Below are 19,886 nucleotides of genomic sequence, written 5' to 3'. Positions count from 1 at the left end.
AGGGACCGGGCGAGGACGGCCGACAGCGTTGCGGGGCGAGCCCGTCCGGGACTGACCTCGCGGGCGGTTGCGGCCTCCTGACCGCTGTGTGCTCATGCGGGCCCGTGCGGATACGTGATCCTGTTCGGCGGGCGCTCCTCGGACAGCGGACGCGCCTCGGACAGGTCGGAGGAAACCGCAGGTCAGAGGCGCGCACGACGCATACCAGACTCAAGATCAATGTGCATTGCGGGCACGACGGGCGCTACACGCGACTTCTCGACGCGCGTTTCGCCCCTCCCCGAGGCTCGGGGTGCCGCTGAGAAGGGTCTCGTCGTATAGCATTCCAAATGCCATACTCGTGTCATGGCTGACGACGACACCGACTTCCCACCCGGCGACGGCCCCAGCAGCGGCATCTCCGTCTCCCTGACCGCCGGCACCCTGCAAGCAATCCGTGAGCGGGTCGGCAAGCGGGGCGTGTCCGCGTACCTGGAGAGGGCCGCGCAACGGCAGATCGAGCGCGACAACCTGGACGAGCTGATCGCCGACCTCGACAAGACCCACGGCCCCGCCGACCCGGAGGCCGTGGCCGCCAAGCGGGCCAAGCTCACCGGTGGCACCTCTTCCGGAACCGGGGCAGCCGCGTGAGCGGCGCGCTCATTCTGGACAGCGAGGGCCTGGCCAAAGCCGTGCAGCGCGACCGCGAGGTCCACGAGTGGCTCACCGCCGCGCGCGACGCCGACCTTCCGGTGATCACCTCGGCCGCCGTGCTCGTCGAGGTGATTCACCCCCGGATCAATGACGCCGCGCTGAAATGGACGCTGTCCCGGCTGCGGGTGGAACCGGTCACTCAGGCGATCGCCCAGTCCGCCGCCAGTCTGCTGCGCGCGGCCGGGCTGCACGGCCACAAGTACGCCATCGACGCGATGCTGTGCGCCACCGCCCTCGCCCAGCCGGGCCGCGTCACGATCCTGACGTCCGACGTCGAGGACATCACCATGCTCACCACCGACCACCCCCGTGTCACCGCAGAAAAGGTCTGATACGCGTCGCTGCACCGAGCACCCGCGACGCGTGGCGCCCGGAACGCCCAGCGGGGTGTCCGGGCGGGCAGCGGGTTCTCTCGCTGGGCGGAGGGCCGTAGTCGGCGATGTGTAGGTGGCCGCCTTGCCTCAGCTTCGCCTCGCACTCCGAACCGCGCGACTTCGGCCTCTGATAGCGGAGCCGCGCGGTACGGGAAGTCAGGTCGTTCAGCGGGGTCGGCTGGTGCTTTGTGATCCAGCGGGCGGCGAGCAGGCCCGAGGCGGCGGCGAGCACTGCCGCCAGTTGAGGTTGTTGATCAGCCCGGCTTGGCTGGCGCCGCGCAGCGAGCGGTTGTGCCAGGAGGTACGGGCGAACGTGGCCTTCAGGCCGGTGGCGTCGTCGATCCACCTCGACCAGCCGACGGCGGACTTCGGCCATGGTCCGCCTCCTGGGCGCGTTCCTCACCCGGCGTTCGCCAGTAGCGTCTGCCGGCCGACGGTGCGGTCGGTGCACGGGTGCTCCGGCCAGGAGTGGCTGGGGGGCGCCCGGTGTCGCGATGATGGGCAGGACGGCCGAGGCTCGGCCATGGCAGCGGCGCCGTCGGTCCCACGTGGGATGCGACCACCGGCGGGATCGGACCGGTGGCGGTGCCGCCCTGGTGCGAGGACTCTGTGCGTCACTGGCTAGCGCAGAGGGCCGAGGAGGCGTTGTGAACGACTACCCCCCGATCGCGGACCACGGCATCATCGGTGATCTGCAGACAGCGGCGCTGATCGCCGCGGACGGCACTCTCGACTGGTGGTGCACCCCTCGGTTCGACTCCCCCAGCTTGTTCGCTTCGCTGCTGGACAGTGACCGCGGTGGTTCCTGCCGCCTCGCCGCCGATGTCGGCGGCGAGGCCACCGTCCGCCAGCTCTACCTTCCTGACACCGCCATCCTCATCACCCGCTTCATGACGCCCGGCGGCGTCGGCGAGGTCGTCGACTTCATGCCCCCCGACCCGTCGACGACACCGTCGGCTCGGCACCGGCTGATTCGGGTCGCTCGGGTGGTGCGCGGCAACGTGCCGTTCGAACTGATCTGCCGGCCCCGCTTCGACTACGGTCGCGCACCGCATGACCTCACGCGCCTCGACGACGGATCCATGCTGCTCCGGGGGCCCGGCACGGATCTGCACCTGCAGGTCACCGCGCCGATCGTCCTGCACCCGGACGGCACCGACGTCTCCGCCCGCTTCACCCTCCAGGCCGGGGAACGTGCCGCCGTCGTCCTCACCAGCGAAACCGGCGATCCGGGCGGCCTCAGCGGCCGGCCCGGCGGTGGGACGCCCGCCCTTGATGCAATCGCCGCCGCCTTCGACGCGTGCAGTACGTTCTGGCTGAACTGGCTGCGCGCCTCCCGCTACCGTGGCCGCTGGCACGAGATGGTCGCCCGCTCCGCGATCACCCTCAAGCTGCTGACGTACGCCCCCACCGGGGCCCCGATCGCCGCCGCCACCATGGGCCTGCCCGAGCAGATCGGCGGGGAGCGGAACTGGGACTACCGCTACACCTGGGTGCGTGACGCCTCCCTGTCGGTGCGGGCGCTGATCGGTCTCGGCTTCACCACCGAGGCGAACGCCTTCCGCCGGTGGCTGCGGGAGCGCCTGGCCGCCGGAGGCACCGCCTCGGGCGAGCCGCTGCAGATCATGTACCGCGTCAACGGCGAGCCGCACCTCGACGAGGAGGTGTTGCACCACCTGGAGGGCTACCGGCGGTCCGGGCCGGTGCGGGCCGGCAACGCCGCCGCCGACCAGATCCAGCTCGACATCTACGGCGAGGCCGCCTATGCCCTCGCCCAGGCCGAGGACATCGGTGGCATCCGGGGCTGGCGCACGTTCACCGACGTCATCGACTGGCTGGCCGAGCACTGGGACCGCCCGGACGAAGGGATCTGGGAGACCCGCGGCGGCCGCCAGAACTTCACCTACAGCCGCCTGATGACCTGGGTCGCCTTCGACCGCGCCGTCCAACTGGCCACCGCCCACTCCCGCCCCGGCGACCTGGCCCGCTGGCAGGGCGCACGTGACGGGGTCTTCCGCCAGATCGCGGACCGCGGCTGGAGCGAGAACCGCCGCGCCTTCGTCCAGCACTACGACACCGAGGTCCTCGACGCGTCCCTGCTCCTGATGCCGAAGGTCGGTTTCCTCACCCCCACCGACCCCGACTGGCTGACCACGCTCGACGCCATGGACGCCGAGCTCGTCAGTGACAGCCTCGTCTACCGCTATGACCCCGCCGCCTCCCCGGACGGCCTGCGCGGCTCGGAGGGCACCTTCAACCTGTGCAGCTTCCTGTACGTGGAGGCACTCGCCCGGGCCGGACGCCTCAGCCAGGCGCGCTACGCCTTCTCCAAGATGCTCACCTACGCCAACCACGTCGGCCTGTTCGCCGAAGAGATCGGCCCCTCCGGTGAGCAGCTCGGCAACTTCCCGCAAGCCTTCACCCACTTGGCCCTGATCGATGCCGCCCTCGCCCTGGACGAGGAGCTCGACCGTGTCGAGGGCCGGACAGGCTGACCGCACGTACCGTCGGCAGCCCAGGGAGAGCTCGAGGCAGCCGATGGAACGTGCGGTGCGGGGTCACCGCTGTGGCGCCCCTGGCGGCGGCGCGGCCGTCCCGGCTCCGGTAGCGGGGGGCCGGCCGGCGCGCGGCAACAGGGCCGCGGCGGTCAGCCCGCCCAGGCCGACGACCGCGAGCGCAGCCGTTGCCGCCGCGTATGCGCCCTTGCTGAGCCCTGACACCAGGATCGTGCCCGCGACGGCCGTGCCGAGCGAGGAGCCGAGGTTGGAGATGCTGCGCGACAAGCCGGAGATCTCGCCCTGTTGCGTCTCCGGGAAGCTCGACTGGACCACGTTCACTGACGGGGTGAGCATTACGCCCAGGCCCAGTCCGATCAGCAGCAGGCCGGGGGCGAACGCCCAGGCACCGGGCTTCCAGGCGACCAGGGCCAGCAGCACGGCGACGCCGGCGATCGTCACGACGAAGCCCGCCATGATCAGGGTGCGTTGTGCGCGGCGCCGGGCCAGCTTCTCGGCGGCCAGTGAGGACGCGAGGATGCCGAGGGTCGCGGCGGTGAAGATGACGCCGGTCTCGATCGCGTCGTAGCCGCGGACGACCTGCAGGTAGGCGGCGACCGTGAACGAGACGCCCATCAGCATCAGCCACTGCGTGTTCTGGGTGACCAGGCCGAGGTTGGAGGTGCGGTTGCGGAACAGGTCCGTCGACAGCAGCGCCTCCCGGCCGGCGCGCTCGCGGCCGCGCACCCACGCGAAGAAGCCGACCAGCACCAACGCACCGGCCAGCAGCAGGCCCAGCGCCAGCCAGCCGTTGTCGTCGACGGCCAGGATGCCCGTCACCAGCAGCACCAGGCCCGACGCCGACAGCACGGCCCCGACAGTGTCGAAGGGCCGGGCGGGGTCGGGCGGCAGCGGATCGGCGATCTGACGGCTGAGCACCACGATCACCACGATTACCAGCGCCTGGAACACGAACGCGGCCCGCCAGCTGATCGCGCTCGTGATCAGCCCGCCGATCAGCGGACCGGCGGCCGCCCCGATCCCGCCCATCGCCATGATCGCGCCGAACGCACGCGCCCGGGACGCCGTGTCGGTGAACAGCAGCGTAGTCAGGATGTAGACCGGCGGGATCAGCAGCGCCGTACCCACACCCTCCAGAATCGAGTTCCCGAGGATCAGCACACCCAGCCCCGGCGCGACCGCGCTGAGCACCGCCCCGACCCCGTAGACCACGAGCCCCGCCAGCAGGCAGCGCTTGCGCCCCCACTTGTCGGTCAGCTTCCCGCCCGGGATCATCAGCGCGGCCATCACCAGCAGGAAGATCGTGATCGCGACCTGGACACCCTGCACGGTGGTGTCCAGGTCCTCGCTGATGTCGTTGATCATCACGTTCATGTTCGAGCCCGCGAAACTGCAGATGAACTGTGCCAACGCCAGCGGAGCCAGAACACGCCGCCCCGTGGGCGCGGGCCCCGAAGCTCCCGCAGCAGCTGATCCCTCCATATCGCCCATCCCCATCCGTTCGCCTGCCCCCTGGGACCGCGCGTTGCCACTCTCCGCAGATCGGCGCAGCGCCACCGTGACCGTCCCACGAACGCCTGCCGTCATGACGAAGACGCGCAGTGTCCGGCCGACTCTGTCACCGCGATGAGGGTGTGGGACCGGCGGGCGGAAAGGCCGGGCAGTCGTGCGGGCGGGCACGTATGCCGGGCCGGGTCAGCCAGGGATACCAGCCTGCCGGAGACGCGCCTGGGAACGCGCAGCGTCAGCAACATGACGCCACGTGTCGAGGAGATCTCACACTGGTCCCACACTCGCCGAGGTGACGGCACCGCGTGCTCCCGGCTCTGGCCGGGCGTGGTCCGGGGAAGCCGACATCGGCCGCTCCTTCGAGCGAATCCCTCACGAAACGCCCACCGCTTGCCACCAGCCCTGACAGCATCCGCCCCCGTCAAGTGCCGGTCATCCGTGGAGGGCGGACCATTGGAGCGGCAGGTCAATGAACGTCAGCTTGCGGTACTGCAGTGGGTGGTAGCCGGGTGCCCTGCCGACGTATGGGAGACCAGCTCCTACAAGACCACCTGTCAGGCACTGCAGAACAGGGGCCTGGTCGCGGTCTCCCGGAAAGGCGGGCAGTGGAGCGTCGTCCTGACGAGCGCCGGCCAGCACTACCTGGCACACGGCACGTATCCCTTCCCTCTGGTGGGCCGCGGCCTCGGAAGGCCCAGTCCACGCCGCAGCCTCCTTCCCCCGAGCGCAGACGACTGTGCCCGCCGGGCGACAGCCAAGCCCTCCGCCGCAGCATCGCGTGACGCTCACGGAGCAGCTGTTGCAAGAGTTCGCGGACGCCGGCGGCCGGATCGTCAAGAGCGGCAGTGGTCCGGACTCCGTGAACTGGCCGTCCCGTATCGCCTCTGCACGCAGGTCCGGCAGGATCCCGAAGACGAAGGAGCCATACGGAGGTTGGTGCCGAGACGGGTACGAGATCAAGCTCGTCGACATCCCCGCTTGGCGCCTTGCCGTCCTCGAACCCGTTCCCGTCCCCTCCCGGCTCACTCGCCCGCACACCGTGGTCCGGGCCATGCAGAACCAACCCCAACCGCTCGGCCTGACCAAACCCGTCCAAGGGCGCGCCCTCCGGCTCATCCAGGCCCTGATCACCGCTGCCGAGGCCCAAGGGCACTCCTCCTCGGCGGGAGCGACCGGCGCCGCGCCTCCGTCTCATCGCCGACGCAGGGCATCTCCCCACTTCACCATCACGGCGCAAGGACAACCAGTGGGGTTCCTCGTTCTCCAGGAACAGGACCGGACCGAGCACGTCGCCACCGAGAAGGAACGCGCCGAGGCCAAGAAGCACTCCTGGGTCAGAATCCCCCGCTTCGACCACGCCCCGTCCGACCGTCTCCGGATCGTGCTCAGCGGCGGCCAGCCGCACCGGGCCGGCGAGTGGGCCGACACGGCCACACGCCCGGCAGCGCGCCTGCCCCCGCGATCAGCGGTGCCGCAACCCCACTGATTTTCTTCAAGGTCCCGCAAAGCCAGCCCTCGGGATTGCGCCCCACCCAGCATGACCTGCACGATCAGCCAAGTGACGCCCCATCAGAACGAGCGTCGAATGAGCGTCATCTCAGCGTCAGGATATCGCCCGTAACGCCCACATCACACATAATGCGCCCGCACAAAAGCTCAGGTCAGATGCCCTTCCCGACCGGCTCCAGAATCGCCACGCACTCCACATGGTGCGTCATCGAAAAGGTGTCAGGGTGGAAAAAGACCGGAGAACCTCCAGGTAAGGCGGGTTTTTCGGGCCCCAGCCACGGACGACGAGGTGCTCGGAGCGTCACATGAGCGTCACGGCGGATACCCGGTGCCGCTGCACAGCACGACGACGAGGCCGTTCGCCTCAGGCTCCAGCGTCGTTCCAGTCCCGCAGGCGGCGCCGGCACGTCAAACCCGACCCGAGCCTTGACGCGCAGCGATGGCTCAGGCAGCGGCACGCGGAGAGCCGCGGCGGCCCGCCGTCGCGCGGTTCACTGACCGGTGACCACGATCTCGCGCTTGAGGATCTTGCCGGTGGGGCCCTTGGGGAGTTCGGCCGTGAAGGTGACTATCCGGGGGTACTTGTATGCCGCAACCCGGTCCTTGACGTGGTCACGGATCTCCTCGGCCGTGACATGGGCGCCGGACCGGAGCGTGATCACCGCTGCGATCTCCTCGCCGTGCAGCGGGTGCGGCACGCCGACGACCGCGGCTTCGGCGACGGCCGGGTGCTCGTACAGCACCTCCTCGACCTCACGCGGGTAGACGTTGTAGCCACCGCGGATGATCAGGTCCTTCTTGCGGTCGACGATGAAGTAGAAGCCGTCCTCGTCGACACGGGCCAGATCACCGCTGTGGAACCATCCGGCGCGGACAGCTTCCGCCGTGGCCTCGGGGCGGTTCCAGTAGCCGGTCATGAGGTTCTCGCCGCGGATCGCGATCTCACCGACCTCGCCCGGGGCGACCACGCCGCCGTCCTCGGCGACGAGCTGCATCTCGACTCCGCGGATGGGCTGCCCGATCGAGCCCGCCTTGCGCGGGCGGTCCGGGTGGTTGAAGGCGGCGACCGGTGAGGTCTCGGAGAGCCCGTATCCCTCCAGAACGGTGGCGCCGAAGCGCCGCTCGAAGCCGTGCAGCACCTCGACCGGAAGCGAGGCGCCGCCCGAGACGGCCAGGCGCAGCCCGTGGATGTCGAAGCCTTCGGGGAGCTCGGCGTGGAGCAGCGCCGCGTACATCGTCGGCACGCCGAGGAACACGGTGACCCCGTCGCGGGCCATGATCTCCAGGGCGCGCTGCGGCTCGAACCGCGGCAGCAGGGTCAGTGTGGCGCCGGCGGCGACGGCCGTGTTCAGCGCGCAGGTCTGGCCGAAGGCGTGGAAGAGAGGCAGGCCGCCGAAGAGAACGTCGTCAGGTCCGACCTGAAGCAGCGTCTCGGCCGTGGTGGCGGTGTTCGTGGCCAGGTTCCGGTGGGACAGTTCGGCCCCCTTCGGCGTCCCGGTCGTGCCCGAGGTGTAGAGGATGAGGGCCGGGTCGTCATCGGTACGGCTGACGATGCCGGGCATCGGTTCGTGAGCCCGCAGCATGTCGTCGAAGGCCAAGGGCTCGGTCACCAGGCAGGCCGTTCCGGTCTCGGCGGCGGCCTTCGCGACCTCGTCCGCGAACAGGGGGAACACCAGCGCGATCCGTGCCCCGCAGTCGCGCAGGGCGAAGGCCACCTCGCGGGCCTTGAGGAGCGGATTCATCGGCACGACCACGCCACCGGCCCGCAGGATGCCGTAGTAGACGACCGGGAACAGCGGCACGTTGGGCATGGTCAGCGCGACGCGGTCGCCGGGCTGGAGGCCGCGGTCGCGCAGGAGGGCGGCGACTCTGGCGCTCGCGTCGTCCAGTTCGGCGTAGGTGAGCGTGCTGTCGTCGTGGCGCACGGCGATGCGATCACCCTGGGTCGCGGCGGAGTCCACCAGGAATGTGGCGAGGTTGGTCATGTCGGGTATCTCCTTGGGTTCGTCTCGTCCTGCGACGCGGCATTCCGGGGGCGGATCACATCGCGAGGGGTGACCCCGTCGCGAACGCCCTCGGTACGGGGGCGGTGCGGCAGGGCCAGCCAGAGCCGCAGCAGGTGGCGCTTGAGTTCGGGCTGATCGTGGTCCTCGAACTCCGCTCGCGCGTGCATGATCGTGTGGGTGTTGAGCAGCAGCAGATCGCCGACCTGAAGGTCGATGTCGAGCCGGAACTCCGGGGAGCCCGCCACGTCGTCGATGAGGTCGAACAGCTCCAGGTCCGCCGGTTCCAGGCGGGGCACCTCGGGGAAGCGCTGGGCGGATTCCAGATAGCAGCGGTTGTAGCGCATGCTCAGTGCCCCTTCGGGCCGGGCGACGAGCGGGGCGGTCGCGTACGGCGGCTCCTCGGGAGCGTGCTCCTCCCGGCGGTCGAAGAAGTAGGTGCGGTACAGGCGCTCGGCCAGATCGGGGCGGAGGTCCAGCACCTCGTTGTGCACCGCCGCCGAGCTGACCAGGGAGGTAAGCCCCCCGGTGCGGGGCGCCCGCAGGGAGAGCAGCGCGAGCAGATCGGCCCTGTCGGTGTGGAACGGCAGCGCCGCCCGGGTCTGGTAGCCGCGTGTTGCCGGATCGGTCAGGCTACGGCCGGTGTCCCGGACGTGGCCGAGCATGTGCCCGTCCGCGTTCTGCGGGACCGGACGCCCCAGGTACTGACCGAGGCCCCAGAAGACCGCGCTCGCGGCCGGCTCGCCCAGCCGTCCGACCGGGAGGCCCTTCACGATCGCGAACCCGCGTCCGTGCTCCAGTGACCCGGCGATGCGCTCCAGTTCACCGGCGAGCGTGGGGAGCGGGAAGTCGGCGGCTGTCAGCTTCAGCAGGGTGAGGTCGCGCCTGCGTGCCTCCCACAAAGCGGCGTCGATCTCGGCGAGGTGGCGCGGCGAGAGCCGCAGGACCCACTCCTCGCGGTTCGCGAGATCTCCGCCCCGCCACACCGAGGGGCCCGAACAGGGCACGTGCAGCGCCTCACCTGTGTCCGTCGTACCGGTCATGTGCGCCTCCGTACCATCGCCCGTGCACCGGCCCCGGGGCAGTCGCCGCAGCGAATCGGGCGGGTGAACGGGCGCCATGCTAGGTCGCCCGTGGGGCATTTGCTTGTCCTCGCGTGACATCTGACTTATCTTCTCGGGACACAGCTGGGACAGTCCTGGAGGGTGCACATGAAGCCCCTGGTCCGCACCGCGGCGCTCAGCGGCTATGTCGAGCTGTGCCGCTCCCTCGGCGTCGACCCACAGCCGCTGATGAAGCGCGTGGGTCTGGACACCGCCGCCCTGGCGGTCCAGGACCGGTGGATCTCCGGGGCGGCCGCGGTCCAGGTGCTGGAGGTGTCGGCAGCCGCCTCGGGGCACGAGGACTTCGGCGTACGGATGGCCGAGTTCCGGCGCTTCTCCAACCTCGGCCCCGTCAGTCTGGTCGTCCGCGAGGAACCCGACGTGCGGAGCGCCCTGAGGCTGCTGATCCGTCATCAGCACATGTACAACGAGATCCTGCATGCCCGGCTGTCCGAGGGCGACGGGCTGGCCACGCTCCAGGTCGACCTGCGGCTCGGCGAGGCGATGGAGAGCCGGCAGGCCACGGACCTGGCCGTCGCCGCCTTCCACCGGATCCTGCGCGGCTTCCTGCACACGCGGTGGCAGCCGCTGTCCGTCTGGTTCCGGCATCCCGCGCCGGCGGACCCGGCGACGCACCGGCGTGTGTTCGGCCCCATGGTGGAGTTCGGCCGCGAGTTCGACGGCATCGTCTTCTACGCCGACGACCTCGATGCGCCCAACGCGATGGCGGACCCGCTGCTGCGGGAGTACGCCCGCCAGTACTTCGAGGCGATCGCGGTCCCCAAGGACACCACCGTCGCGGACCGGGTGCGGGAGCTGATCGAGGTCCTGCTGCCGAGCGGGCGCTGCTCGATCGAGCAGGTCGCGCGCAGCCTGGGTGTCGACCGGCGCACCGTCCACCGGCATCTGGGCGCCTCGGGCGAGACGTTCTCCTCGCTCCTGAACGCCACCCGCATGCACCTCGCCGAGCAGTTCGTAGCGAATCCGCGGCGCTCGCTGACGGAGATCTCCGACCTGCTCGGCTTCTCGTCACTGAGTGCCTTCTCGCGCTGGTTCCGCGAGCAGTTCGGGTCCAGCCCGAGGGCGTGGCGCAGCGGCAGGGACCGGCAGCAGCTCCCCGGCCAGGACTGACTCCGCGGGCGGCCTGAACCCGGCCCGGTCGGGGCGGCTCATGCGGCAGGCCTCTGGTGATGTCCCCAAATGACAAATTATCTGTCCCCGCGGGTCAAGCGAGCGCGAGTTCTCGCCCCTACCTTGGCAGCACCGCAGAGACGCGGTCGGCCGCCGGAGGAGAGTCGTGGTACTCCCCCTGTGCACGTCCCCTCCGGACCGGTCGAGCGTACCGGGCCGTCCTGTGCCCGCTGTCCCCCGGTGACCCGCATCGATCCCCGCCGGACATCCAGTCCTCGCATCGCACGCGGCGATGATCCCGGCGAGTGATCACCGATCGCACGAAGGAGACGGACCGTGCACTTCCACGACGATTCACTCTTCCCGGAGAACCAGGAGAAGCTGGTGATCCAGGCCGCTCCCTACGGGCCGGAGTGGCTGCCCGGGGACGCCGACGACCTCCCCCTGACCATGGACGAGCACGTCCAGGCAGCCGTCGACTGCTACAACGCCGGCGCCACCGTGCTCCACATCCACGTACGTGAGCTCGACGGCAAGGGCTCCAAGCGGATGTCCATGTTCAACGAGCTGCTGGGCCGGCTGCGGCAGGCCGTACCGGACATGGTCCTGCAGATCGGCGGCTCGATCTCGTTCGCCCCGGAGGACGAGGGCAGCGAGGCGAAGTGGCTGAGCTACGACACCCGCCACCTGCTGGCCGACCTCACCCCCGCGCCGGACCAGGTGACGATCGCGATCAACACCAGCCAGATGAACATCGTCGAGATCATGACCGACGACGACCTGGAGGGCACCTCGATCGCGAAGCCCGAGTACTACAAGGCGTACCGCGACATGGTCGTCGAGGCGGGCCCCGACTTCTACCTGGAGCACCTCAAGCGCCTGCACGCGAACGGCATCCAGCCGCACTTCCAGCTCGCCACCCTGGCCCAGCTCGAGACCGTGGAGCGGCTCATCCGGGCCGGGGTGTACACGGGTCCGCTGATCCTCAACTACGTGGCCATCGGCGGCGGTTTCGCGGGACGGCACCCGGCCGATCTGATCGAGTTCGTCCGCCGCACCCCGGACGGCGCCGTCCTCACCATCGAGAGCTCCATGCGCGCCGTGGCGCCGATGAACGCGATCGGCATCGCCCTCGGTGTGCACGTGCGCGTGGGCAACGAGGACAACCTGTGGCGGCGCAAGGGCGAGCGCATGACCACCGTCGAGCAGGTCGAGCAGATGGTGCGGATCTCCGAAACGCTCGGCCGCGACATCGCGACCGGCGCCGAGGCGAAGAAGATCTACAAGCTCGGCGAGTACTACTCCGGAGCGGACGAGACGCTGGCCCGCCTCGGCATGGTGCCCAACCGCCGTCCTGATCAGCGCGGCTTCATGCTGCGCGACGCCTGACCGCGGCACGCAGCCACCACACCGCCGCGCATCCGCGCGCACCCACGGGCCGCCGGGACCACTCCCCCGGCACCGGCGGCCCCTTCTCACGTCCCATGAACAACGGAGTACGCCCGTGGCCCACGCCATTCGCTTCAAGGAGACCGGCGGTCCCGACGTCCTGCGCTGGGAAGAGGTCGTCGTCGGCGACCCCGGACCGGGCGAGGTACGGATCCGGCACGAAGCCGTCGGACTCAACTTCGCCGACACCTACTTCCGCAGCGGCCTGTATCCCGCGCAGCTGCCCGCCGGACTGGGCGTCGAGGCCGCGGGGGTGGTCGAGGCGGTGGGCGAGGGCGTCACCCACATCACTGAGGGCGACCGGGTCACGTACACCGGAAGCCCGCTCGGCGCCTACAGCACGGAACGGGTCATGCCCGCCGACTCCCTGATCCGGCTGCCGGACGGCATCGGCTTCGAGACCGCCGCCGCGATGACCATGCGCGGCCTCACCTCCGCGTACCTGCTGCGCAGGATCCACCCGCTGAAGGCCGGCGACACGATCCTGCTGACCGCTGCGGCGGGCGGCGTCGGCCTCATCGTCTGCCAGTGGGCCAAGCTGCTCGGGCTGACCGTCATCGGCACCGTCTCCACCGAGGAGAAGGCCGAGCTGGCCCGCGCCCACGGCTGCGACCACGTCATCCACTACCGGCGCGAGAACGTGGCCGAGCGGGTGTGCGAACTGACCGACGGCGCAGGGGTCCCTGTCGCCTTCGACAGCGTGGGCCGGACCACCTACGCCGCCTCGCTCGCCTCGCTCCGGCGCCGCGGTCTGCTGGTCTGCTTCGGTACGGCCTCCGGGCCCGTTCCGCCCATCGACGCCATGCAACTGGCCGTCAACGGCTCCCTGTTCGTCACCCGGCCGGCGCTCGCCGACTACATCGCCGATCCGGTCGAGCGGGCAGAGCTGGCGGGCGAGCTGTTCGACCACGTCGCCTCGGGCCGCATCGCCATCGAGATCAACCAGCGTTACGCGCTGGAGGACGCCGTACAGGCGCACCGCGAGCTGGAGGCGGGACGCACCACGGGATCGTCCGTCTTCGCCCTCTGAGCACCACGCCCCCTCTCCTGGAGGAAGAACCATGGAAAAGACCGCCGTTCCGGTGCGGGAAGCGCCGGCGCTCGTCCGCCCGCACTCCCGCGGCTCGATCAAGGTCGAACCGCTGACCTGCACCATCGGCGCCGAACTCTCCGGCGTGAACCTCGCCGACGCCTCGCGCGACGACGAGCTGTTCGCCGAGATCAAGGCCCTGCTCCTGCGGTACAAGGTGCTGTTCCTGCGCGACCAGGACATCACGCGCGCCGAACACGTCGCCTTCGCCGAGCGCTTCGGCCCGCTGGAGGACCACCCGGTGGCCGGCAGCGACCCCGAACACCCCGGCCTGGTGCGGATCTACAAGGACCTGGACAGCCCGGCCGAACACTACGAGAACGCGCTCCACACCGACGGCACCTGGCGCGAGAACCCCTCCATGGGCGCCGTACTGCGCTGCATCGAATCGCCCCCGGTGGGCGGCGACACGATTTGGGTCAACATGGCCGAGGCCCACCGCCGGCTGCCGGAGCACATCAAGACCCAGATCCAGGACCTGCGGGCCCGGCACAGCATCGAGGCCACCTTCGGCGCCGTCATGCCGCCGGAGAAGCGTCACGCGCTCAAGGCGCGGTTCCCCGACGCGGAGCACCCGGTGGTGCGCACCCACCCCGAGACCGGCGAACAGATCCTCTTCGTCAACGCCTTCACCACGCACTTCGTCAACTACCACACGCCCGGGAACGTGCGCTTCGGGCAGGACTACGCCCCCGGCGCGGGCCTGCTGCTGAACTACCTGATCAGTCAGGCCGCGGTCCCCGAGTACCAGGTGCGCTGGCGCTGGACGCCGAACAGCGTCGCCATCTGGGACAACCGCTCCACCCAGCACTACGCCGTCCAGGACTACTGGCCCGCCGTCCGCCGGATGGAGCGCGCCGGGATCGTCGGCGACAGACCGTTCTGACCCTCCCTCTCCGTCAAAAGCACGTTCCGTCAAAAGCACGTTCCATCAAAGCAGTTGAGGTGATGACAATGGGGTTTCTCACCACTGCGGCACCCGCCCCCGAGAGAGCCGGCTCCGGTTCCTCCCAGTGGCCCGTGTCCCGGCGCTACGCCTGGGTGGTCTTTGCACTGAGTTTCGGGCTCCTGCTCTCGGACTACATGTCCCGGCAGGTCCTCAACGCCGTCTTCCCGATGCTGAAGGCCGACTGGCTGCTCTCGGACGCCCAACTGGGCTCCCTCAGCGGCATCGTGGCACTGATGGTCGGTCTGCTCACCTTCCCGCTCTCGCTGCTGGCAGACCGATGGGGCAGGGTGAAATCCCTGGTCCTCGCGGCGACGCTGTGGAGCCTGGCGACACTCGGCTGCGCGGTGGCGGCGAGCTACGGCCAGATGTTCGTCGGCCGCCTCTTCGTCGGCATCGGTGAGGCCGCGTACGGCAGTGTCGGTATCGCCGTGGTCCTCAGCGTCTTCCCGCGCGCCCTGCGAGCGACGCTCTCGGGGGCCTTCATCGCGGGCGGGGCCTTCGGCTCGGTCCTGGGCATATCCATCGGCGGCGCTGTGGCCCAGGCGTACGGCTGGCGCTGGGCGTTCGGTGTGATGGGTGTCTTCGGCCTGGTGCTCGCAGCCATCTACGCAGTCGTGGTCACGGAGAAGCGGCTGACCCCGCGGAAGGATCCGGCCGAGGAAGCGACCGGCACCGACGGGCGTGACCGTCTGCGCGTGCTCCTCCCGCGGCTGTTCTCGTCCGTCTCGGTGGTCAGCGCCTACATCGGCAGCGGTCTGCAGCTCTTCATCGCGGGCGCCCTGATCGCCTGGCTGCCCAGCTACTTCAGCCGCTATTACGACATGCCCACCGCCAAGGCGGGCGCGACCGCGGGGCTCTTCGCCTTGGTGATCGGCATCGGCATGATCGCCGGCGGGATCGCCTCGGACCGGATCAGTCGGCACGCCCCGATCCGCAAGTGGGCCGTCGCCATCACCTGCAGCGTGGGCTCCTTCGTCCTGCTGATGACCGCGTTCCGCCTGCCGGCCGGCCAGGTGCAGCTGCTGGTGCTGGCGCTCGGCGCCCTGCTGTGCGCCGGAACGGCCGGGCCGGGGGCCGCGATGGTGGCCAACCTGACCCCCGCGGCCATCGCCGCAACGGCGTTCGCCACGCTCACGCTGGCCCAGAGCCTGCTCGGACTGGCCCCCGGCCCCGCGGTCACCGGCGCGCTCGCGGACCGGGTGGGTCTGCTCGGCGCGCTCCAGATCGTCCCGCTCGTGGCGGTCGCGGCCACCGTGGCCTTCCTGATCGGCCGCCGCCACTACGACCGCGATCTGCGCCGGCTGACCGGGCTCGTCCCTGTCCCGGAGCCGAAGGAACCGGAGGTGTCCTCATGAGCCGTACCACCGAGCCGGTGGTCGTGATCATCCCCGGCCTGCGCGACCACGTCGAGCAGCACTGGCAGACCCTGCTGGCGGCCCGCCTCGCCGAGGCCGGGCGCACGGTCCGCACCGTTCCCCCGCTGACGCAGGACCAGCTCAGCCGCGACGCCCGCGTCGCCGCACTGGACAAGGTGATCTCGGAGATCGCCGGGCCCGTCGTGCTGGTCGCCCACAGCGCCGGCGTGATCACCACCGTCCACTGGTCCCAGTGGCACGAGGCCCAGGTGCAGGGGGCGCTGCTGGTGACCCCGCCGGACTTCGAGAAGTCGCTGCCGGAGGGCTACCCCACCCCCGAGGTGCTCGACGAGAACGGCTGGACACCGGTACCCCGCTCCCCTCTGCCCTTCCCCAGCATCGTCGCGGCCAGCTCGAACGACCCCCTGGGCACCATCGAGCGCGTCGCCGAGCTGGCCCGGAACTGGGCCGGCCGCCTCGTGGAGCTCGGCGAGGTCGGCCACCTCAACCCCGCCTCCGGTTACGGCCCATGGCCGGAGGCGGAAGAACTGCTCCGCGAGCTCGAACAGAGCTGATCCCCCGTGCAGCCCCCGGGCAACCCCCGTGCAGCCCTGTGAAAGGCAACGATGAACACCGACACCGACCTGCTGTGGTCTCCCGGTCGCCGCGAGTTGGAGGACTCCAACGTCGCGTGCTTCATGGAATGGGTGAGCGAGGTGCGGGGGCTGCACTTCTCCGACTACGACGCCCTGTGGCGGTGGAGCTCCACCGACCTGCCCGGCTTCTGGTCGGCGGTATGGGAGTTCTACGGGCTGGACGCGGTCACCCGTTACGACGAGGTGCTGAGCGACGCGTCGATGCCGGGCGCCGTCTGGTTTCCCGGCGCCCGGCTGAACTTCGCCGAGCGGTGCCTCTCCCAGGCCACGGACGCCCGCCCGGCGCTGGTCAGCCTGGCCGAGGGCGGCACTCCCGTCGAGACCTCGTGGCAGGAGCTGCGCCGCCAGGTCGCGGACGTCGCTGCGGCCCTGCGCCGCATGGGCGTGGGACCCGGCGACTGCGTGGCCGGATACCTTCCCAACCTCCCGCAGACCGTGGTCGCGCTGCTGGCCACCGCCGCCGTCGGCGCCGTATGGACGGCGTGCTCCCCGGACTTCGGCACGCCCAGCGTGCTCGCCCGACTCCAGCAGGCGCGGCCGGCCGTCCTCGTGGCCACGGACGGCTACCGCTACGGCGGCAAGACGTACGACAAACGCCAGGACGTCACCGAGCTCGCGGACGGACTGCCCACCCTCCGTCACATCCTCGCGGTCGACAACCTCTTCACGCCCCCGACCGAGCCCTGGTCCGCGCGACCCGAGATCGAACAGCACGCCTGGTCCGCGCTACCGGCCGCCAAGTCACTCCTGGAATTCGCAGACGTGCCCTTCGACCACCCGCTGTGGATCCTGTGGTCATCGGGGACCACCGGGATACCCAAGGGGATCGTTCAAGGTCACGGTGGCATCGTGGTCGAACTACTCAAGGCACTCGGCCTGGGCGCGGACCTGCGCGCCGACGACCGCTATCTCTTCCTCACGTCCACGAGCTGGATGGTCTGGAACTTCCTGGTCGGCGGCCTGCTGCACGGAAGCACGATCATCCTGTACGACGGCAGCCCCACGTTTCCGGACGTCAACGGCGCCTGGCGGATCGCCGAACAGACGGGCGCCACCATGGTCGGCGTGGGCGCGGCCTACCTCGCCGCCGTGGAGAAGTCCGGCACGCATCCCGCGGCCGAGTTCGGTCTCGAGCGTCTGCGCTCCATCCTCCAGACCGGATCGTCCCTGCCGCCCAGCACCTGGCGGTGGGTCTACGAACGGCTCGCCCCCGGCGTATGGCTGCAGTCGATCTGTGGCGGTACCGACATCTGCTCGGTTCTCGCAGGCGGTTCCGCCCTGCTGCCCGTACGCGTGGGCCGGATCCAGTGCCCCGCGCTCGGCGTCGCGCTGGCCTCCTGGGACCCCAACGGGCGCCCGCTGACCGGCGAACAGGGCGAGCTGGTGGTGACCGCGCCACTCCCGTCCATGCCCCTCCACTTCGTCGGCGACCCCGACCGCACCCGCTACCGGGCCAGCTACTTCGACATCTACCCCGGGATCTGGCGGCACGGCGACTGGGTGACGATCGACGCAGACCTGTCGGTCGTGGTCGCCGGCCGCTCCGACTCCACCCTCAACCGCATGGGCGTACGGATGGGCTCCGCCGACATCTACGCCGTCGTCGAACAGCTCCCCGAAGTCACGGACAGCCTCGTCATCGGCGTAGAACAGCCGGGCGGCGGCTACTTCATGCCCCTATTCGTCGTGACCACCAATGGCATCGCACTCGACGACGGACTGCGCGAGCGGATCGCCACGGCCATCAAACGCCGCTTGTCCCCGCGCCACGTGCCCGACGTGATCGTGCCGATCCCCGCCGTCCCGCGCACGCTCACCGGCAAGAAGCTCGAAGTACCCGTCAAGCGCATCCTGCAGGGTTCCCCCGTCACCGAGGTCAGCAGCGAAGGATCAGTGACGCACTCCGAGATGCTCGCCTGGTTCGCGGACTTCGCGGCCCGTTCGGCACCGGACAGGTGACCACCCGGCCTCCGAGCCCGTAGCCGATCGAGCGTCACTTGAGCGTCAAGAATGCTCAGGATGCCCTGACGATCGCCGGTACGGTCGTTGGCTTCCCATGAACCCGCAGGCCCAGACCGGCTCCCCGACCTTGCTGTCCGTTCGACCCGTTGCACAACCGAAAACAGGTCGGGCTAAACGTCACACTGCTAAAACTGCAGGTCAACGGCTCTTCTGTGCAGGCTCCAGAATCGCCACGCACTCCACATGGTGCGTCATCGGGAACAGGTCGAACGCCCGCAGCGTGCGCGGCTTGTAGCCGCCCTCGCGGAAGTACGCCAGGTCGCGGGCCAGCGCCGCCGGGTCGCAGGCGACGTAGGCGATGCGGCGGGCTCCCAGGGAGGCGAGGTGCTTGACGGTCTGCTTGCCGGCGCCCGCACGGGGCGGGTCGAGGACGATCAGGTCGACCTCCTCGATGCCGGTGCGCGGGAGTACGGACTCGACCTTGCCCTGCTCGATGCGGACCCGGTCGAAGTGCTGGAGGTTGTGGCGGGCGTCCTCCACCGCGCGCTTGCCCGACTCGATGCCGAGCACGGCGCCCTTCTCCCCCACCCGGTCGGCAAGGGCGCCCGCGAACAGGCCGACGCCGCAGTAGAGGTCGAGCGCCATGTCGCCCTTGCGCGGCAGCAGGCCCTGCATCACGGCCTTGACCAGCATGTCGGCCGCCTGCGGGTGGACCTGCCAGAAGCCGCCCATGCCGACCCGGTAGGTGCGCTCGTCGGCCCGTTCGCGTACGAAGGCGCGGCCGTGGACGCGGTGGACGGAGCCGTCGCGTTCCTCGACCCGGAGGACCGAGACCGGCTTGTCGAGTTCGACGAGGGGGAGCCGGCCGCCGGGCCGCGGGGTGAGGACGACCTGGCGGTCGTTCGAACCGGTCGCCGCGATCGCCTCGACCGTGGCCATCTGCGGCCACTCGCGCTTTTCGACGCCCAGTTCGGAGACACCCGGCGCCGCGATCATGCAGTGGTCGATGGGCTGCACCTCGTGCGAGCGGTGCTTGCGCAGTCCGGCCCGGCCGTCCGCGTCGACCGCGTACTGCACGCGGGTGCGCCAGGCCGGCACCTCGCCCGCCGGCAGCTTGTCGCCCGGCGCGGGCATGACGGTGCCGTCCCAGCCGGCCTCCTCCGGGGTGAGGCCCGCGAGGCGCTGCAGCTGCTCCGCCACGACCTCGCCCTTGAAGCGGCGCTGCGCGCCGGGCTTGGCGTGCTGCCAGTCGCAGCCCCCGCACTTGCCGGGACCGGCGTACGGGCAGGGGGCCTCGACGCGGTCCTTGGACGCCTCCAGCACCTGCACCGCGTCGGCGCGCAGGAAACGGGAGTCCTCCTCGCCCTCGGTGACCTTGGCCACCACCTTCTCGCCGGGCAGCGCGTGCCGTACGAACAGCACCCGCCCGTCCTCGGTGCGGGCGACGCAGTGGCCCCCATGGGCGACCGGGCCGACCTCGACCTCGTACTCCTGCCCGACCAGCGAGGACTCAGGTGCGTTCTGCATGGCGGGGTGACTCCAGAGGTCAGGGGGTACGGCAGGACAACGACCGACCAGTCTACGTCC

At 70.3% G+C, this 19,886-nt stretch carries 15 protein-coding genes; 11 read left to right on the top strand and 4 right to left on the bottom strand.

The annotated features are described in order from the left end of the window. The first annotated feature begins 345 nt into the window (after nucleotides 1-345). From IE198_RS20045 to IE198_RS20035, 3 genes are all read left to right on the top strand, one after another. Nucleotides 346-630, top strand: a complete 285-nt coding sequence (locus tag IE198_RS20045) for a hypothetical protein (protein ID WP_189888504.1) — start codon at nucleotides 346-348, stop codon at nucleotides 628-630. Then, nucleotides 627-1,025 carry a type II toxin-antitoxin system VapC family toxin gene (locus tag IE198_RS20040; RefSeq protein ID WP_189888502.1) on the top strand — a complete coding sequence of 133 codons (399 nt, stop codon included), beginning with the start codon at nucleotides 627-629 and terminating at the stop codon, nucleotides 1,023-1,025. Before IE198_RS20045 ends, IE198_RS20040 begins: the two co-directional genes overlap by 4 nt. A gap of 689 nt (nucleotides 1,026-1,714) precedes the next feature. Next, complete coding sequence (locus tag IE198_RS20035) at nucleotides 1,715-3,562, top strand: glycoside hydrolase family 15 protein (RefSeq protein WP_189888500.1); 1,848 nt, start codon at nucleotides 1,715-1,717, stop codon at nucleotides 3,560-3,562. A 63-nt stretch (nucleotides 3,563-3,625) separates the two neighbouring features. Here IE198_RS20035 and IE198_RS20030 read toward each other — a convergent pair whose 3' ends face one another. Then, nucleotides 3,626-5,065, bottom strand: a complete 1,440-nt coding sequence (locus tag IE198_RS20030; RefSeq protein ID WP_189888498.1) for an MFS transporter — start codon at nucleotides 5,063-5,065, stop codon at nucleotides 3,626-3,628. Nucleotides 5,066-5,870: 805 nt separating this feature from the next. Between IE198_RS20030 and IE198_RS35340 the strand changes: the two genes are divergently transcribed. Beyond that, complete coding sequence (locus IE198_RS35340) at nucleotides 5,871-6,578, top strand: hypothetical protein (RefSeq protein WP_229834124.1); 708 nt, start codon at nucleotides 5,871-5,873, stop codon at nucleotides 6,576-6,578. Between the two features lie 514 nt (nucleotides 6,579-7,092). Here IE198_RS35340 and IE198_RS20020 read toward each other — a convergent pair. Together IE198_RS20020 and IE198_RS20015 are read right to left on the bottom strand one after the other, a co-directional pair. Next, complete coding sequence (locus IE198_RS20020) at nucleotides 7,093-8,586, bottom strand: long-chain-fatty-acid--CoA ligase (RefSeq protein WP_189888496.1); 1,494 nt, start codon at nucleotides 8,584-8,586, stop codon at nucleotides 7,093-7,095. Then, nucleotides 8,583-9,647, bottom strand: coding sequence for a TauD/TfdA family dioxygenase (locus tag IE198_RS20015; protein ID WP_189888494.1), 1,065 nt, complete (start codon nucleotides 9,645-9,647; stop codon nucleotides 8,583-8,585). Before IE198_RS20015 ends, IE198_RS20020 begins: the two co-directional genes overlap by 4 nt. A gap of 168 nt (nucleotides 9,648-9,815) precedes the next feature. On the opposite strand from IE198_RS20015, the gene IE198_RS20010 reads away from it, so the two are divergent. From IE198_RS20010 to IE198_RS19980, 7 genes are all read left to right on the top strand, one after another. Next, nucleotides 9,816-10,838: an AraC family transcriptional regulator gene (locus tag IE198_RS20010; RefSeq protein ID WP_189888491.1), complete on the top strand. Its 1,023-nt coding sequence runs from the start codon at nucleotides 9,816-9,818 to the stop codon at nucleotides 10,836-10,838. Nucleotides 10,839-11,174: 336 nt separating this feature from the next. Beyond that, on the top strand, nucleotides 11,175-12,227 hold the full coding sequence (locus tag IE198_RS20005; protein ID WP_189888489.1) for a beta-keto acid cleavage family enzyme: 1,053 nt from the start codon (nucleotides 11,175-11,177) through the stop codon (nucleotides 12,225-12,227). 115 nt (nucleotides 12,228-12,342) lie between these two features. Next, entirely contained in the window at nucleotides 12,343-13,317 is a 975-nt protein-coding gene (locus IE198_RS20000; RefSeq protein ID WP_189888487.1) for a quinone oxidoreductase family protein, read from the top strand. Nucleotides 13,318-13,348: 31 nt separating this feature from the next. Continuing rightward, the gene (locus tag IE198_RS19995) at nucleotides 13,349-14,263 is read left to right on the top strand and encodes a TauD/TfdA dioxygenase family protein (protein ID WP_189888485.1); all 915 of its coding nucleotides are present in this window, start codon (nucleotides 13,349-13,351) and stop codon (nucleotides 14,261-14,263) included. A 68-nt stretch (nucleotides 14,264-14,331) separates the two neighbouring features. Then, nucleotides 14,332-15,681, top strand: a complete 1,350-nt coding sequence (locus IE198_RS19990; RefSeq protein ID WP_189888483.1) for an MFS transporter — start codon at nucleotides 14,332-14,334, stop codon at nucleotides 15,679-15,681. Beyond that, nucleotides 15,678-16,256, top strand: coding sequence for an RBBP9/YdeN family alpha/beta hydrolase (locus IE198_RS19985; protein WP_189888481.1), 579 nt, complete (start codon nucleotides 15,678-15,680; stop codon nucleotides 16,254-16,256). The genes IE198_RS19990 and IE198_RS19985 overlap by 4 nt, the downstream gene beginning before the upstream one ends. 51 nt (nucleotides 16,257-16,307) lie before the next feature. Next, nucleotides 16,308-18,296 carry an acetoacetate--CoA ligase gene (locus tag IE198_RS19980; protein WP_189888479.1) on the top strand — a complete coding sequence of 663 codons (1,989 nt, stop codon included), beginning with the start codon at nucleotides 16,308-16,310 and terminating at the stop codon, nucleotides 18,294-18,296. A 201-nt stretch (nucleotides 18,297-18,497) separates the two neighbouring features. Here the strand turns inward: IE198_RS19980 and IE198_RS19975 are convergent, their stop codons facing one another. Beyond that, complete coding sequence (locus IE198_RS19975) at nucleotides 18,498-19,826, bottom strand: class I SAM-dependent RNA methyltransferase (protein WP_189888478.1); 1,329 nt, start codon at nucleotides 19,824-19,826, stop codon at nucleotides 18,498-18,500. Nucleotides 19,827-19,886 lie beyond the last annotated feature (60 nt).

Origin of the sequence: Streptomyces xantholiticus (assembly GCF_014651015.1) — a bacterium.
Classification (GTDB): Bacteria; Actinomycetota; Actinomycetes; order Streptomycetales; family Streptomycetaceae; genus Streptomyces; species Streptomyces xantholiticus.
The sequence above is the reverse complement of the archived record's forward strand: the minus strand, read 5'-3'. Positions and strand labels throughout refer to the sequence as shown.

What these genes read in the sequence shown, in the direction of transcription:
- IE198_RS20045 (WP_189888504.1), top strand. Translation starts at nt 346, where the DNA reads ATGGCTGACGACGACACCGACTTCCCACCCGGCGACGGCCCCAGCAGC.
- IE198_RS20030 (WP_189888498.1), bottom strand. Translation starts at nt 5,065, where the DNA reads ATGGAGGGATCAGCTGCTGCGGGAGCTTCGGGGCCCGCGCCCACGGGG.
- IE198_RS20020 (WP_189888496.1), bottom strand. Translation starts at nt 8,586, where the DNA reads ATGACCAACCTCGCCACATTCCTGGTGGACTCCGCCGCGACCCAGGGT.
- IE198_RS20015 (WP_189888494.1), bottom strand. Translation starts at nt 9,647, where the DNA reads ATGACCGGTACGACGGACACAGGTGAGGCGCTGCACGTGCCCTGTTCG.
- IE198_RS20010 (WP_189888491.1), top strand. Translation starts at nt 9,816, where the DNA reads ATGAAGCCCCTGGTCCGCACCGCGGCGCTCAGCGGCTATGTCGAGCTG.
- IE198_RS19995 (WP_189888485.1), top strand. Translation starts at nt 13,349, where the DNA reads ATGGAAAAGACCGCCGTTCCGGTGCGGGAAGCGCCGGCGCTCGTCCGC.
- IE198_RS19990 (WP_189888483.1), top strand. Translation starts at nt 14,332, where the DNA reads ATGGGGTTTCTCACCACTGCGGCACCCGCCCCCGAGAGAGCCGGCTCC.
- IE198_RS19985 (WP_189888481.1), top strand. Translation starts at nt 15,678, where the DNA reads ATGAGCCGTACCACCGAGCCGGTGGTCGTGATCATCCCCGGCCTGCGC.
- IE198_RS19980 (WP_189888479.1), top strand. Translation starts at nt 16,308, where the DNA reads ATGAACACCGACACCGACCTGCTGTGGTCTCCCGGTCGCCGCGAGTTG.
- IE198_RS19975 (WP_189888478.1), bottom strand. Translation starts at nt 19,826, where the DNA reads ATGCAGAACGCACCTGAGTCCTCGCTGGTCGGGCAGGAGTACGAGGTC.